The sequence below is a fragment of the Bacteroides sp. OM05-10AA genome, from assembly GCF_003439055.1.
In the GTDB taxonomy this organism is placed as follows: domain Bacteria; phylum Bacteroidota; class Bacteroidia; order Bacteroidales; family Bacteroidaceae; genus Bacteroides; species Bacteroides intestinigallinarum.
In genome coordinates, this window is the sequence record NZ_QSUR01000011.1 from 110,059 (window position 1) to 124,237 (window position 14,179).

General features: G+C 44.6%; 16 protein-coding genes. 10 read left to right on the forward strand and 6 right to left on the reverse strand.

Going from position 1 to position 14,179, the window contains the following annotated elements; genetic code table 11:
- Positions 1 to 226: 226 nt before the first annotated feature.
- From DXB58_RS10885 to DXB58_RS27925, 3 genes are read left to right on the forward strand one after another with little or no spacing between them, the layout of a single operon-like run.
- Positions 227 to 898 (forward strand): hypothetical protein, encoded by a 672-nt coding sequence (locus tag DXB58_RS10885; RefSeq protein WP_117899965.1) that lies wholly within the window; start codon positions 227 to 229, stop codon positions 896 to 898.
- An 18-nt stretch (positions 899 to 916) separates the two neighbouring features.
- Entirely contained in the window at positions 917 to 1,507 is a 591-nt protein-coding gene (locus DXB58_RS10890) for a DUF4948 family protein (RefSeq protein WP_117971491.1), read from the forward strand.
- Positions 1,508 to 1,524: 17 nt separating this feature from the next.
- Positions 1,525 to 1,743 (forward strand): hypothetical protein, encoded by a 219-nt coding sequence (locus DXB58_RS27925; RefSeq protein ID WP_173023019.1) that lies wholly within the window; start codon positions 1,525 to 1,527, stop codon positions 1,741 to 1,743.
- Here DXB58_RS27925 and DXB58_RS10900 read toward each other — a convergent pair.
- Positions 1,701 to 2,495: an EFR1 family ferrodoxin gene (locus DXB58_RS10900; RefSeq protein ID WP_117543797.1), complete on the reverse strand. Its 795-nt coding sequence runs from the start codon at positions 2,493 to 2,495 to the stop codon at positions 1,701 to 1,703. The genes DXB58_RS27925 and DXB58_RS10900 overlap by 43 nt on opposite strands.
- A gap of 124 nt (positions 2,496 to 2,619) precedes the next feature.
- Between DXB58_RS10900 and DXB58_RS10905 the strand changes: the two genes are divergently transcribed.
- On the forward strand, positions 2,620 to 2,973 hold the full coding sequence (locus DXB58_RS10905; RefSeq protein ID WP_117543795.1) for a helix-turn-helix domain-containing protein: 354 nt from the start codon (positions 2,620 to 2,622) through the stop codon (positions 2,971 to 2,973).
- A 228-nt stretch (positions 2,974 to 3,201) separates the two neighbouring features.
- On the opposite strand, the gene DXB58_RS27930 is transcribed toward DXB58_RS10905, so the two are convergent.
- The gene (locus DXB58_RS27930) at positions 3,202 to 3,558 is read right to left on the reverse strand and encodes a hypothetical protein (protein WP_181983649.1); all 357 of its coding nucleotides are present in this window, start codon (positions 3,556 to 3,558) and stop codon (positions 3,202 to 3,204) included.
- Between the two features lie 11 nt (positions 3,559 to 3,569).
- Here DXB58_RS27930 and DXB58_RS10915 point away from each other — a divergent pair, with 11 nt between their 5' ends.
- The 3 genes from DXB58_RS10915 to DXB58_RS10925 are packed head-to-tail and all read left to right on the forward strand — an operon-like array spanning position 3,570 to position 4,413.
- Positions 3,570 to 3,779: a hypothetical protein gene (locus DXB58_RS10915; RefSeq protein WP_057097689.1), complete on the forward strand. Its 210-nt coding sequence runs from the start codon at positions 3,570 to 3,572 to the stop codon at positions 3,777 to 3,779.
- A gap of 21 nt (positions 3,780 to 3,800) precedes the next feature.
- Positions 3,801 to 4,094: a helix-turn-helix domain-containing protein gene (locus tag DXB58_RS10920; protein ID WP_008629224.1), complete on the forward strand. Its 294-nt coding sequence runs from the start codon at positions 3,801 to 3,803 to the stop codon at positions 4,092 to 4,094.
- 1 nt (position 4,095) lies between these two features.
- Complete coding sequence (locus tag DXB58_RS10925) at positions 4,096 to 4,413, forward strand: helix-turn-helix domain-containing protein (RefSeq protein ID WP_117899962.1); 318 nt, start codon at positions 4,096 to 4,098, stop codon at positions 4,411 to 4,413.
- A gap of 92 nt (positions 4,414 to 4,505) precedes the next feature.
- On the opposite strand, the gene DXB58_RS10930 is transcribed toward DXB58_RS10925, so the two are convergent.
- A complete protein-coding gene (locus tag DXB58_RS10930; RefSeq protein WP_117913039.1) occupies positions 4,506 to 5,801 on the reverse strand; it encodes a site-specific integrase in 1,296 nt (431 codons plus the stop codon).
- 327 nt (positions 5,802 to 6,128) lie between these two features.
- On the opposite strand from DXB58_RS10930, the gene DXB58_RS10935 reads away from it, so the two are divergent.
- Both DXB58_RS10935 and DXB58_RS10940 read left to right on the forward strand, forming a co-directional pair.
- Positions 6,129 to 6,494, forward strand: coding sequence for an MmcQ/YjbR family DNA-binding protein (locus DXB58_RS10935; RefSeq protein ID WP_122136726.1), 366 nt, complete (start codon positions 6,129 to 6,131; stop codon positions 6,492 to 6,494).
- Positions 6,495 to 6,540: 46 nt separating this feature from the next.
- Entirely contained in the window at positions 6,541 to 6,978 is a 438-nt protein-coding gene (locus tag DXB58_RS10940; protein ID WP_122136727.1) for a GNAT family N-acetyltransferase, read from the forward strand.
- 62 nt (positions 6,979 to 7,040) lie between these two features.
- Here the strand turns inward: DXB58_RS10940 and DXB58_RS10945 are convergent, their stop codons facing one another.
- From DXB58_RS10945 to DXB58_RS10955, 3 genes are read right to left on the reverse strand one after another with little or no spacing between them, the layout of a single operon-like run.
- On the reverse strand, positions 7,041 to 8,291 hold the full coding sequence (locus DXB58_RS10945) for a TolC family protein (RefSeq protein WP_122136728.1): 1,251 nt from the start codon (positions 8,289 to 8,291) through the stop codon (positions 7,041 to 7,043).
- Positions 8,269 to 11,376, reverse strand: a complete 3,108-nt coding sequence (locus tag DXB58_RS10950) for an efflux RND transporter permease subunit (RefSeq protein WP_122136729.1) — start codon at positions 11,374 to 11,376, stop codon at positions 8,269 to 8,271. The genes DXB58_RS10945 and DXB58_RS10950 overlap by 23 nt, the downstream gene beginning before the upstream one ends.
- A gap of 6 nt (positions 11,377 to 11,382) precedes the next feature.
- Positions 11,383 to 12,492, reverse strand: a complete 1,110-nt coding sequence (locus DXB58_RS10955; RefSeq protein ID WP_199487944.1) for an efflux RND transporter periplasmic adaptor subunit — start codon at positions 12,490 to 12,492, stop codon at positions 11,383 to 11,385.
- A gap of 432 nt (positions 12,493 to 12,924) precedes the next feature.
- On the opposite strand from DXB58_RS10955, the gene DXB58_RS10960 reads away from it, so the two are divergent.
- The gene (locus DXB58_RS10960; RefSeq protein ID WP_008999014.1) at positions 12,925 to 14,133 is read left to right on the forward strand and encodes an MFS transporter; all 1,209 of its coding nucleotides are present in this window, start codon (positions 12,925 to 12,927) and stop codon (positions 14,131 to 14,133) included.
- Positions 14,134 to 14,179: the final 46 nt, after the last annotated feature.

Below are 14,179 nucleotides of genomic sequence, written 5' to 3' on the forward strand. Positions count from 1 at the left end.
GAGGACTTGCAGCGGAAAGCCCGACCCGAAGGGGAACGCCCAAACAACCATCCGCAAAAACTGCTTTTAAGCATACCTTGAAAAAAGGAAGACCGAATATTCCGAAGTTTCGTCCTTATGATATATATTTGTAATTGAACGGAAAAAATAGCTGCATATCAAGGCTTGAAGCGAAGATTACAGCGAAAAAGCAAATCACTACCTATTTTTGAAAAGAATTGCATTTATGGAAAAATACAAAGTAGATTATAGTGAGTTTTCTTATTTTAAAGGCATAACGATAGATTTTGATTCTTTAGAAGAAGGTCTTGATTATGCCCAAAGACATAATATCAAAGATGTTTTAGTCCGCTCTGAAAAGAATGATATAAAAAGAGTTGTAAACTTTGATTTTCTAAATGGGCGGGATTTTATACAAACATTTCATTGGATCGTTTCTCTTTCTAAAAGGTCGAACATTACTGGATTATATCATCTTTCAAAACTGAAAGATTTCCGTTGGGGAGTAGATAATAATTTTGACTTGGATTTATCTCTTTTTCCAGTATTAGAGAAAGTCAATATCAGTTATGATGCAAAAATCAGTGGTTGGGAAATGCTGCATCAATTAAATTGGCTTCAGCTAAGCAAAGTTAGGACAGACAACCTTTCATTTTTAGAAAAGACCATTAGTTTACAGTATTTGCGTATTATCGGAGGTTCATTTACTTCGATCGAAGGTTTGGAAAAGTGTGTCAATCTAAAAACTCTTTTTCTACAAAGGTGTACGGCTCTCACAAACCTAAAACCAACAATCGCAAGTTTGTATAATTTAGAGAGATTGAATTTAGAAGCATGCCGAAAAGTCAGTGTAGAAGAACTCAAAGGCATTGCTGTCAGATATATATCAGTAATTTGAAAAACATTGGGAGCAAAAATGAAAATACCCATCACAATCCTGCTTTTAGCAAGCCTGTTTGCCGCAAGTTGCGGAGAGCCGCCCATGCCACCGAGCGACGAGGAAATGATACGCCACTTCGCCACGCACGAGGCGGCGTTCCGCAAGGTGTACGAAATCATGGCAGAGAGTTCAGAAGGCAGTTTCCACTACCCGCCGCTTTCTCCGGAAGAGGTCATTATACTTGATTCAACAGAGCAAAGCGATACATCCCATGAAACGAATGACGAAGAAGACCTCCCGGTATATGGGCTGCTGAAGCCAGACCGAATACAGCTCGATTCCTTGTTGTCAGAGATTGGATGCGGTCTTGTCCTTGTTGACCGCAGGGAATGGGAAACGGCGGATTCGGTATATGTGAGCCTCGTTATGCCGTACTATTCCCACGGCATCGTGGATGCGGGAACGTCCAAGAGTTTCATTTACGATCCCGGATTGGAAAGCCGCCGGAACATCCGTATCACCGAACACGGCGACCTGAACGAGATCTATCGCAGGACGTACAACGACACCACGCTGTACAAGCCCGTCAGGGAAGGCTGGTACATTGAGTTAGACCATTCACGATAACCTGCAAAGAGGGACGCATGAGGATATTCCAATACATGCGCCGATTCTTCCAGATGATGACAAGGATGCGTAAGGTCATCCATATCGTTTCTATGACCTGTCGGCATGAACAACGCAAGAACGGGCTGGTTCCGGTGGAATCCTACAAACGGGAAACAGACCGGAATCTCTGGATACGCAGCATAGGAACCCGTCATTCCACACGGTACAGCATCGTTCTTTTTACAGCTGGATGATGGTATTGCAGCCGCCCTTTGGACTTCCCGATCTGAATGACATTCCGGGGACACCAGTGTACGCAAGCATGGCAAGCCTCGCAACCGGTTCCCCACCGGGGCACTCCGTTTTTCAGCGTAATATTGTTCACGGGACATACACGTTCGCAGACACCACATCCCATACAACCATTTTCCAAGGAGAAGTTCAAGTGCGAGCGACTGAAAAAGGCATTGAACAGCCCTTTGTGCAACAGATCCGATAACCTGCAATACGGGAAAGGCTTTTTCCGTTTGCCTTTTTTCAAGTCGTCGATTATTCGTGAAGTGTAAAGCTCCGCCCGTTCCAGTATCTTCGTCCTCCTTACTGAAGATACCTCGTATTCCTTCAGGCAGTTCCCTACGGTGGGCAGGTTGTAGCCATAGTCCAGACGCACGCCTTTGCCGGACATGATTTTGTCCACAACGGACACCGCACAGCCCTTGTACGTGTAATATGTGCCTATGGAGAAATAGTACACGCCTTTCCTGAACGGATAACTTTCCAAGAACCGGCGGACAATGCCGGGCAGTCCGCCCATATATACGGGGAATATAAAACCTACGATTCGGGAGTCCGATGCGGTGATTCCAGTTGACGGTGTCATTCTGAACAGCCCGGCTCCTCCAAAAGCCGCCGCAATATCCTGCGACAATTTCAGGCTGTTGCCTGTGGCGGAGAAATAATAGATGGATATTTCTTTGTCGTTTGCCGTTTTGCTTTTATAGTCCATAACATTTATTTTTGCGACAGCAAAGTTAATAGGTCTCTTTAAAAAAAAGAAGAACTATCTTGGTTATCAGCAACTTACATTTAGGTTAGTTTTCCTGTATATCAATTTGTTGGATAAAAGAAAAATGAGAAAAAAGTTAGATTACGATTATTGTTCTGCTTCCCCTATACTGGAATGGCTGGGTGACAAATGGGCTTTAGTTGTCTTATTGAAGCTACATGAGAATGAAGTAATACGTTTCAATGAACTATACAAAACAATCCCCCCTATATCGGAAAAGATGCTATCTACTGTTTTGCGGTCATTGGTAACGGACGGATTGGTAAATAGAAAAATATATCCCACAGTTCCACCCAAAGTGGAATATTATGTATCTGAATTTGGAGAAACTTTAATCCCTTATTTAGAGCAGTTGAAACAATGGGGGCAAGAAAATTTTGAAACGATAATGGAAAATAGACGGAAAAATAAGTATTGAAATTTAGTGCAAGGTACAAGTATATATTTATATATAGCTTGCACCTTGCAATAACCTTAGAATGTTTATTTTCAACGATTTGCATAATCCAAAAATAATGCGGACATCTGAACCCAAGATGTTGGCAGACAGACACCGGACAACAGCAGACAGCTTTTAAGGACTAAAAGCGTGACGGATGCAAAGCCAAAATTCCAGAAAGTGCTGATATTTAGGAATAAATAACGCTTAATTTATAATCCAAGCGGCACGATGCCTGTTCTCCTGAATCGCCCGGATACAGCTGCCGGAATCGAGCCTGTACATGAAGCCCGCCAAGTTCCCGCTCTCGTACAAGCCCATGCCGATGGTCAGGCGGCTGTTGAAGTCGGTCTGGCTGACGATGTACCAGCCGCACCGGGCGAAATGCTCCTCGTAGCCGGAATGGGTCTCCAGCAGGAAATAGAACTTGCCGTCGTCCTCGAAACGGATGACGTACTCGCAGCGCAGGCGGCGTGCGATCTTGCCCAAGATGCGGCTCTCCTCCTCGATGACCGCAGGAGTGGCAAGGAAGGTGTATTGCGCGATAAAGACAGCCTCGTCCATAGTGATGATGTTTGGTCGGTTACAAATATGCGAAATGTCCGGCACACGGCAAGCGGAAGAGACGGGAAATATGCGGAAGGGCGTGCGGATATGTAGAGCTTCTCCCTGCTTTTCACCGCCCGGAACGTGACAAGGCTACAAACGTGAAGCAAAACGAGGACAAGCGGTACGGTTTTGATACACGGACATATACAGACCGGTATATTTGCAGGGAAGTATAACAATAAAAACGTATCGGGACAATGGAAATAGTAAGCATCGAGAGAAAGACCTTCGAGGAGATGAAGGAACGGTTCGGCAGCTTCTCGCAGCACGTGAGGGAGCTTTGCGCCCGCTACCGCCCGCCCGAAAAGATGAACTGGATGGACGGGGCGGACGTGTGCGAGAAACTGGGCATCAGCAAGCGGACGTTGCAGACCTACCGTGACCGGGGGCTGCTGCCGTACAGCCAGATCAACCACAAGATTTACTACCGGACGGAGGACGTGGAAGCGTTCGTGGAAGCCATGAGCCGGGAAATGACGGAGGACGAGTGAGATGGAAGTGATCACAAGGGACACGGAAGAGGTACGGGCGTACTTCGAGGCGTTGGAGGAAGGCATAAGGTACCTCGACACGGTAACGGCGCACTTCCGCCCGGCGATGAACGGCGAGGTCTATCTCACGGGCGAGGACGTGTGCAGGCTGCTGCACATCACGCCGAGGACGTTGCAGGACTACCGCACGCAACGGCTGATCCCGTACATATCGCTGCCGGGCAAGACGCTCTACCGCCAGTCGGATTTGCTGCGTATGCTGGAGGAGAACTACGTGGACATGCGCCCAAAGCGCAAACGGGGGAAAAGTCCAACATAAACGCACGGGGGTGTGCATCGGGAAATGCAGCGAAGGCAGGGACACCGCATCGGAAGTTCCTGCCTTTGCCGCATTTTGCGCCGGGGAAGGCATCAAGCCGTTTCCCGGAGGGAGCGGCGCACCCGCTTCCCGTCCTGTTTCCTGTCCTTCTTCTCCAGCACGCTCCGCTGCATGGCGGCGAGGTTGCCGGAGATCGCCCGGAAATCGGAGCTTACCATCCTGTTGGTCACCTCGGCGTAGATCTGGGTCGTGGAAATGTGCTTGTGCCCGAGTATCTTGGAAAGCGCCTCGATGGTGCCGCCGTTGCAGAGATAGACGGTCGTGGCGAAGGTGTGGCGGCTTAGGTGGAAGCCGATCTCCTTGTGGATGCCGCAGGCTTTGGCTATCTGTTTGAGGTGCCTGTTGCACACGCTGTTGCTGGGCATGGGAAACACGAGGTCGCCTCCGGCAAGCCCTTTGTAACGTTCTATCAGCTCCTTGGCAATCTCCATGAGGGGGACGTTGCTCGACACACGGGTCTTGGTGCGCCGGGTGATGATCCATTCCTCGCCGTCGAAGTCCATGCGCTGTATCTTGTCATGGGTGAGCGTCTTTATGTCAATGTAGCTAAGCCCGGTGAAACACCCGAAGAGGAACATGTCCCGCACGAGGCTGGTCTGTTTCTTGACGAACACGGCGTTAGCCAAGGTGCGCAGCTCCTCCTCCGTGAGATAGCCCCGGTCGGTCTCCTGCATCTCAAGGCTGTACTCGCCGAAGGGGTCGGTGCGGACGATGCCCCGCCGCCACGCCTTGTCGGTCAGGCTGAGCAGGGGCATGGTGTATATCCAGAGGGTGTTGGCGCTCAATCCCTTCTCCACCCGCAGGTACTTGTCGAAGTCGGCGATGATCTCCTTGGTCAGCTCTTTGTAAGCCATGTCGGTACGCTTCTTCTTCTCCCAAAGGAAGGTCTTGAAATGGTTGTAAACAGCCAGATACTTGTTGTAGGTGGACTTGGCTCGCTGCCCTTTCTCCACCATCGCCCCGAACTCCCGGTTCATGTTCCCGAAGTCTTTCAGTATGCAGTTCTCCATCACGCCGACACCGAGGAAGGCGTTGCGCAGCTTCTCGGCGGTGACGAAATCCTCTTCCCGGAGGATGCGGTGGTAGTGGTTGGTGAGCCGGGCGGAAACCTCCTTCAGTTGCCCGTTTATCTCGTTTGCCTCGGCGGACTTGCCTTTCGCCTTGCCGTTCTCCCAGAGGTCGGGAGTGACGAACAGCTTGGTTCCCACTGCCTTGTCATCCCCGTCAACGGAGATTTTCACCATGATGGGGGCTTTCCCGTCCCGGTTTCTCACTGCGGATCTCTTGATGTAGAACGAGGTCGCAAACGTACTTCTCTTTGTTTCCATAACTCTAAAATTTTCGTTTCTAAAGGTAGTTACTTATTTCTTACCAAGAGCTATGCAAAACAAGGCAAAGCGATGAAACAGAACTTGTTATGCCGTATATACCCCGTTTCGGAACCGGTAGCTGTTTAGTAGTCGAACTTTGTCCGAAAGGGGTGTTTTCAGGCATTTTATGCCGAAGTCCGTTTCCACCCGCTCTGCATACAAGATGCTGACCTGCATTTATTTATGTAGAACTTTGCTTTTCTTTGCGCCTTATGCCGATTTTTTATTCAAAAACAAACTGAAAATGATATATTTGCCATTTGAAAAAGAACAAAGAGAGAAATCATGAATATAGAGGAGTATAGAGACTATTGTCTGTCTGTTAAAGGAGCAACAGAATGTATGCCGTTTGGTGAAAATATTCTGGTTTTTAAGGTCATGGATAAAATGTTCACTTTTGCTACATTACGACCAAAGAACGGAAATTTCTGGGCAGATATGAAATGTGCTCCTGACAAGGCAGAGGAATTAATAGAACAGTATGGAGATATCTTTTGGGGACCATTTTCTGATAAGAAACATTGGATAACCGTATATTTAGAGGGAGATGTACCCGACAAACTTATCAAAGAGCTGATTAGCCATTCGGTAGAAGAAGTCATAAAAAAGTTGCCCAAGAAAAAACAGGAAGAATATAGAACCATGCTTTAAAATGGAGAAACAAAAAATATAGAAGTTCAAGTCAATTAAATGAATAATGATAAATATACGAGAAGCCCAAGTTTCAGATTTCGAATCAATCCATGCTTTATTCAAAGAATTTGCAGAATTTGAGAAATTACCCGAGAAAATGACAAATACAGTGGATAGAATGATAGCTGAGAAAGACTTTTTCAACTGTTTTATCGCTGAAACATCTGATAACAAAATTATTGGGTATGTCACCTATTTCTTTTGTTATTATACCTGGACGGGCAAAGCATTATATATGGACGATTTATATGTAGAGCCTGACTTCAGAGGGCAAGGGGTAGGTTCTATGTTAATACATCAGATTATAGAATATGCGAAAGATACAGGATGCCATAAACTTCGTTGGCAAGTATCAGAATGGAATAAACCCGCCATTGATTTTTATCAAAAACAGGGTGCTGAAATCAATCACGTAGATCAGAATTGCGATTTAGTATTCTAAAAATTTTTATCCGGTTCTACTGTCATTGCCGGACGTAGAACCGGATAAAAATTTCCCCCTTACTAAAAACGTATATCCCAAATACCACAAGCTTTTTCAAGCTCTACCAACGAGACAGCATATCCTTTCATTGTTTCAAGATATTCTTGCTGCACTTCATTATAGGTACGTTGGGCGACTAATACATCCAAAATGTTGGTTTCACCACGTTTGTATTTATATACCATCCCATCCATTACTTTCTGAGCATCTCCAAGCATTCCCGACTTAAATTGAACCACTTTCTTTTTCTCAGCTTCATAATTGAACCATGCCTGCATAATCTCTGCCTGTATTTGTTGCTCTATATCTTTCTCCTGAATTTCGGACTGGGAAATACGAAATTTAGCAGCCTTAACGGTCCCTTTATTGATATTCGAAAAGGCTAAAGGAATAGACACTCCTACCGTAGCAGAACGAGCCGATGGAAAAAAACGATTCCAGTCTTTTTCATAAGAAACGGACAGACCAATATCCGGGCGACGTTCTGCCCTCGTCAGTTTATATGCACGGGAAGTAATTTCCGTGTTTTTTTGAGCCGTAAACAAATCTATGCGATTATCCAGACCTGCTTTAATCAACTCCGAAAGATAAAACTCACGGTTTAATTCATCCCAATTACCCAACGGAATATAAAGAGTGTCCGCAGCCATTCCCATCTGTCTATTCAGCACGACCAATGCCGACTGATAGGCAGCTTCCTGACTATAAACCGCATTGAGCAAAGTGACAGCTTCCAACTTTGATTGCCGGGCATCATTCTCTGTAATCTCTCCCGCTACATAACGTAAACTATCTGATTGACTCAATTGCAACATATACTGGTAAGAACTTTGCTGTACTTCAAGCAACTCTCTTTGAAGAATTGCCTCCAAAAAAAGACTGGCAGCTTCAGCCCTCAAATTCTGAAATGACTGTTCCAGGATTAGTTTTTCAAGCTCCATCTGACTACGTGCCAACTTTATCCGTGCCCCTCGTTTGTTTCCTAATTCCAGTGAATAGGAAAGCCCTAATGAAAAAGTCTCATGACCGGCTTCAAATCCCACTTCCGGATCAGGAAGCACTTTTTGCGCAATCATCTCCGCATCAGCTATACTTACATTCAATTTTTCTGCCAGATAGTTTAGATTACCTTCCCCCACCCGTTTCAGATACTCATCGAGAGAGATACTCTGATAGAGAGTCCTGTCTGGAATTTGCGCCACTGCACGAACAGATATTACTTCCACAAGCAATAAAAGGAGCAAGATATTAAAGTGTATATTCCTTCTCATCATTCTTCTTTTTATTTAAAACGTTATTCTCAATCAGATAGTAGAAAACCGGAAGCACAAACATAGAAATGAGTGCTGAGAATATCAATCCATACACAATAACCGTTGCCAGAGGACGTTGCACATCACTGCCGATTCCGGTTGCCAGAGAAGCGGGAAACAGTCCGAGTACCGTAGTGACCGAGGTCATCAGGATAGGACGAAACCGTTGACGTGCCCCTTCGATAACAGACTTCCGAAGTTCCATTCCTCCTTTACGCAAGTTATTTATCTGAGATACCATGATAATTCCGTTTTGAATGGAAAGTCCGAACATGGCAATAAAGCCCACGGCAGACGATACATTCAATGTCATACCGCGTACATTGAGCGCAAGCATTCCGCCAAAGAGCGCCAACGGCACGATGGACAATACCAGAGCGGCTTGCCGGAATTTTCCAAACGTAGCATAAAGCAAAATAAACATACACATCAGCGTCAACGGAAGAATGACAGAAAGACGGGTATAGGCCCTGTGTTGGTTTTCGAAAGCCCCTCCCCACTTGACTGTATATTTGCTTTTATCATAGTTCACTTTCGCATCGATCACATTCTGCGCTTCTTTTAAGAAAGAAGCCAAATCGCGTCCACGCAGATTCAACTTTACCGTCAGGTGACGTCTGTTCATTTCACGCGTGATCGTACTTTCTCCAACACTCAACTTCACTTCGGCTACCTGCGAAAGGGGTATTTTAGCTCCAGTAGAAGAGGTCAGCATCAATCCGGCTATCTTTTCGGGTGTATCCCGCATTTCTTCTTTATATTTACAGGTAATGTCATACTGACGGTCTCCCTGATAAAGCTGTGCAATAGCTTTCCCTCCGATTGCCACCTCTATCAAATCAGCCACATCAGACACGTTCAGCCCATATCGGGCAATCGCATCCCGATTCATAATGATTTGCAGTTGAGGTAATGGAGGTTCCTGGTCAATATCCAGATCAACGGCACCTTTCACCGTTCCCAGCGCCCGGGTGATTTCTTCCGCAATACGACGTGTTTCCCGAAAATCCTCACCATACACCTTTACAACCAATTCACTATGCGCACCGGCTATTTTATCCATCACCCCGTCTATCATCGGTTGGCTGAATCCGACCCTAAAACCGGGTAGCGTCTTATATTCTTCTTCCAGTTCATGAATCAAATCTTGCTTGGTCTTTCCCTTCGGCCATTCATCATAAGGCTTTATCCCGATAGATACCTCAAAATGCGAAGGGGTGAACGGATCTGTACCATCGTCATTTCTCCCTGCCTGAACCATGATATAAGTTACTTCGGGATACTTCATCGTACGGGAACGAAGTGTATCGGACATCTCTCTCGATTTCTCAACAGAAATGCCGGGAGGAAGATTCACCTGCAACCAGATCGAACCCTCATCCAATTCAGGAAGGAAGTCTTTCCCTACAACACCACTTAACACGATACCCGCAATCAGAATCAAACATGAAAAGAGTATGGTCTTTACTGGTTTCTGAATGAGTTTCTCTATTGCGCCAGTATATTTCTCCTTCAATTTTTCCAGCCATTTATTCTTATAGACCTTGCGCAGCTTACGGTAAATAGCATAAGCCAGTCCCGGAATCAGCAGAAGAGCAACCAAAAGTGCTCCGATCATTGCATAACTCATCGTAAATGCCATAGGAGTAAACAGTTTACGTTCCACACGTTCGAAAGCGAATAATGGCAAGTAGGCTGTAATAATGACTATGGTGGAGAAAAGAATCGGGCGTCCTACCTCTTTGGCTCGTTGTGCGATACTTTGTTCTTCGATGTACTGTTCGGGATAATCCTCACGTTTCTTGAGAATAGTTTCCAGCATAACAATGGCACCATCTACAATGATTCCAAAATCTATGGCTCCGAGTGACAGAAGATTGGCAGGGATATCCGTAAGATGCATCAGGATAAAAGCGATAAGCAAGGATGCCGGAATGGTGATTGAAACCAGTAATGCTCCACGCCAGTTGCCCAAGAACAGAATAAGCACAATAACAACCAATGCCATCCCCATTAAGAGCGTATGGGAAACAGTATCCAAAGTTGTGTTCACCAGGCTGGTACGATCCAGAAAAGTATGTATACGCACCCCCTCCGGCAAAATTTCATGATTCAATTCATCCACTGCCGCATGAATGCCATCCAATACCTTAGACGGATTTTCATGTTTCAGAAGAAGCACAATCCCTTCCAAACTTTCCGAATAATCACGGGTACGATCGGTATATCCCAACACACCTTTCCTCTCCAGATTACCGTATTTCAAAGAACCGATATCATTTAAAAAGACAGGAACCCCGGAGGTTGTAGTGACTACAATATGCCCCAAATCGTCCAGATTCTCTATCAATCCTATACCACGTACCACATACCCCAGATCTCCTCTATTCAATATGCTGCCTCCCACACTGGCATTATTATTTTCAATAGCCTCAATAACCTGACTAAGGGATAAGTGATATTGTTCCAGTTTATAAGGATCTATTTCTACTTGAAACTGGGTGGTGATACCTCCGAAATTTGTTACATCCGCCACTCCTGAAACTTCTTTGATACGGGGAATAACCACCCAATTCTGGAGGTCGGTCAGTTCACGAAGTGAATGTTGGTCACTTTCTATAATGTAACGGTAAACCTCTCCCACAGGTGATGTCAGCGGATCGAGTCCGGGGACTGCCCCATAAGGTAGTTCCACTTCATTCAATCTTTCCTGTACCCGTTGACGGCTCCAATAATCTTCTGTCCCATCCTTGAATACAATCGTAATCATAGAGAGTCCGAACGTACTTTTGCTACGCATAACATGCATGCCGGGCAAACCGTTGATGGCACGTTCCAAAGGAATAGTGATCTGTTGTTCCACTTCTTCGGCAGCCAGTCCCGGCACTTGGGTAACAACCTGCGATGTGACATCTGCAATATCAGGATAGGCTTCTATTGAAAGTTGCGTCCATGAGTAATATCCGAAAACACACATCATCACAAACAGACAAAGCATGATCCATCTTTTCTGTATAATTGAAAGCATCAAATCCTTCTTCATAATCTCCTATTTTAAATAATATCCTCCTTCACTGATGACCTTATCTCCCGGATACAATCCATCATTTATCACAGCAAATCCATCTTTGGTCGCTTCTACCTTCACCGGTGTTCTTACAAAGATATCTGGAGTAACCTGCACATACACATAACTGTCTTTCTCTCCCTGCAACAATGCGCTCTCCGAAATCTGAATCTGTTCAATAGGAGCACTAAGAAAATGGACGGTAGTATACATACCCAATTTCAAATGTTTCTTCGAATTATCACAAACCGAAAGTACTTTGATAGACCTTGTATCTTCGTCAACCGCCTCTTCTACATGATAAACGTTACCTTTAATCACCATACCCGGTAATGCAGACACTTCTATATCCAGACTACTGCCTGCATTGATAAATCGAATATCCTTTTCTTTCACTTGGGCGGCAATCCATACTTCAGACAGGTCTGCCACTATCGCAACAGGTTCGGTATCATCTTTCAGGTATTGTCCGGTCACAATATTATTCTCTATAATTTCGCCCGAAATAGGCGAACGTACCACAAGAGGCTGCCCCAGTAACATATTCTCCAGCTGCTCTACCTGATATACTTCCAATGCAGCAGACGCATTTTCAAACTCTTTGTCGGCAATAAGCAAAGCATTTTGCGCTTCTTCCAGCTCTTTCTGTGAACTAACCCCGTTCTTTATCAGGTCTTCTTTGCGCTTTAAATCTTTCTTAGCCAGCTCACGTGACGACAATGCCTGGAAGTATTCTTTTTGTGCCGTAGTAAAATCCGGTGAGCTGATTTCAAACAAAGGGGTTCCCCGGTTCACCTGTTGTCCGATTTGTATATACGATTTTGTAACTCTTCCTGCAAAAGGGGAAGCAATGCAGGCATAACGGGTAGGAATAGGACGTACCACACCGGAAGTAATCACTTCTTTGGAATAAGGTTCAAGTCTGGCCACAGTCACTTTTATCTTTTCAGATAAAAAACGGTCTGTGATCTGTACTGTGTCACCTTCCATACGATAACCACTCTGTTGTTCTTCCTTTGATTTACTCTTGCATGCGGTAACTAGCAATACACCGCAAATTAAAAGTATTTGCAAATTTTTCTTTTTCATCATCATCCATAAAAATATAGTTAGCATTCTTTTTCGGATGCAAAGGTAAGTGGAGGTATTCCGGAAGCCTGTTAGAGATTTGTTAGAACGCTATTAGAATTTTATTAGAGTCTTACAGAAGCCATTTCAAGACGAATTTTCTTTTTTTATGAACTCGTTTTGCATGAGAACGGCATTTTTTGTCTACATTTGCCGAATCAAAAACCGAACTTGAGAATATGAAAGTTATTTATCAATTCATTTTATCCGTACCTCATTTGGAGCTCTCTTAGCTGGGCTTCCGTTTTTTTATTTCTTTCCTCCATTACAGGAAAACAACAAAAATCAAAGCAATTTCTCTCAATCATTTGTTTATTATTTAGTCATAATGGTATTTGCCCTCTTTATATACAGACAGGCAATCCCCTTATCATCATCCGTAATCAATAAAGTATTATGAATAATTGGAAAAAGAAATTTATCATTATATGGTCCGGACAGTTATTTTCTATTCTTAGCAGTTCTATTGCCCAGTTTGCCATTGTTCTGTGGATCAGTCTTGAGACTGGTTCGGCAGAGGTGCTTTCATTTGCTACTATCGCCGCACTTTTACCCCAAGTAGTATTAGGTCCCTTTGCAGGCGTTTTCGTCGATCGGTGGAGTCGGAAATGGACTATGATATTGGCCGACAGTTTCGTTGCACTCTGTTCGGGCATTATTGCGTTATTATTCTATCTGGACGTTATCGAAATCTGGCAGATTTATCTGCTGCTTATGCTCCGTTCTGTCGGAAGCGCTTTCCACGCACCTGCCATGAAATCATCCATACCGCTGCTTGCTCCTGAAAAAGAACTGACGCGTATTGCCAGTATTAATCAGACAATACAGGCCTTATGTAATATCTGCGGTCCTGTGCTAGGTGCTGCGCTGATTGTCAGTACGAATATGAGTGTAGTTATGTTGCTCGACGTTGCCGGAGCAGCCATAGCCTGTACGACACTCATGTTTGTATTTATCCCTAATCCGGAAAAAACAGAAACTGAAACAACCAATAATGTACTCCGGGATATGAAGGAAGGTTTTCAGGCAATCTGTAGCAATTGTGGTTTGAAATGGGTGATGGTCACTGAAGTACTCATCACTTTCTTTATCATGCCTGTTGTTGCCTTGATACCGTTGATGACTCTGAAAAACTTCTCCGGAACAGCTTACCAAGTCAGTCTGATAGAACTTCTTTTCGGCTCGGGAGCATTAGTCGGCGGCATTTTGCTGGGAATATGGAATCCTCGCATCCGAAAGGTCGTTATGATAAACATATCCTACATCATAATTGGAGTTTCTATTTTCGTTTCCGGAATCCTTCCTCCTTCAGCATTCATTATCTATGCTATATTTGCAATAGTACAAGGGATTTCCATGCCGTTTTATTCCGGTCCGTTTACAGCTTTGTTGCAAACACAGATTGAAGTGTCTTTCTTGGGACGCGTATTCTCTTTGTTCGACAGTATCAGTTTGTTACCCTCCATTTTAGGATTACTGGCAACCGGATTTATAGCAGACGCTATCGGCATAGCCAATGTCTTTGTTATATGCGGTATTGCAATTGTGATAACAGGGACACTTGCATTCTTCATTCCATCAATCATGAATCTGGAGAAAAAATAAATGACTAATTTTATTAACTAATCCTTTTTTAGAAGCATTTTTTTAG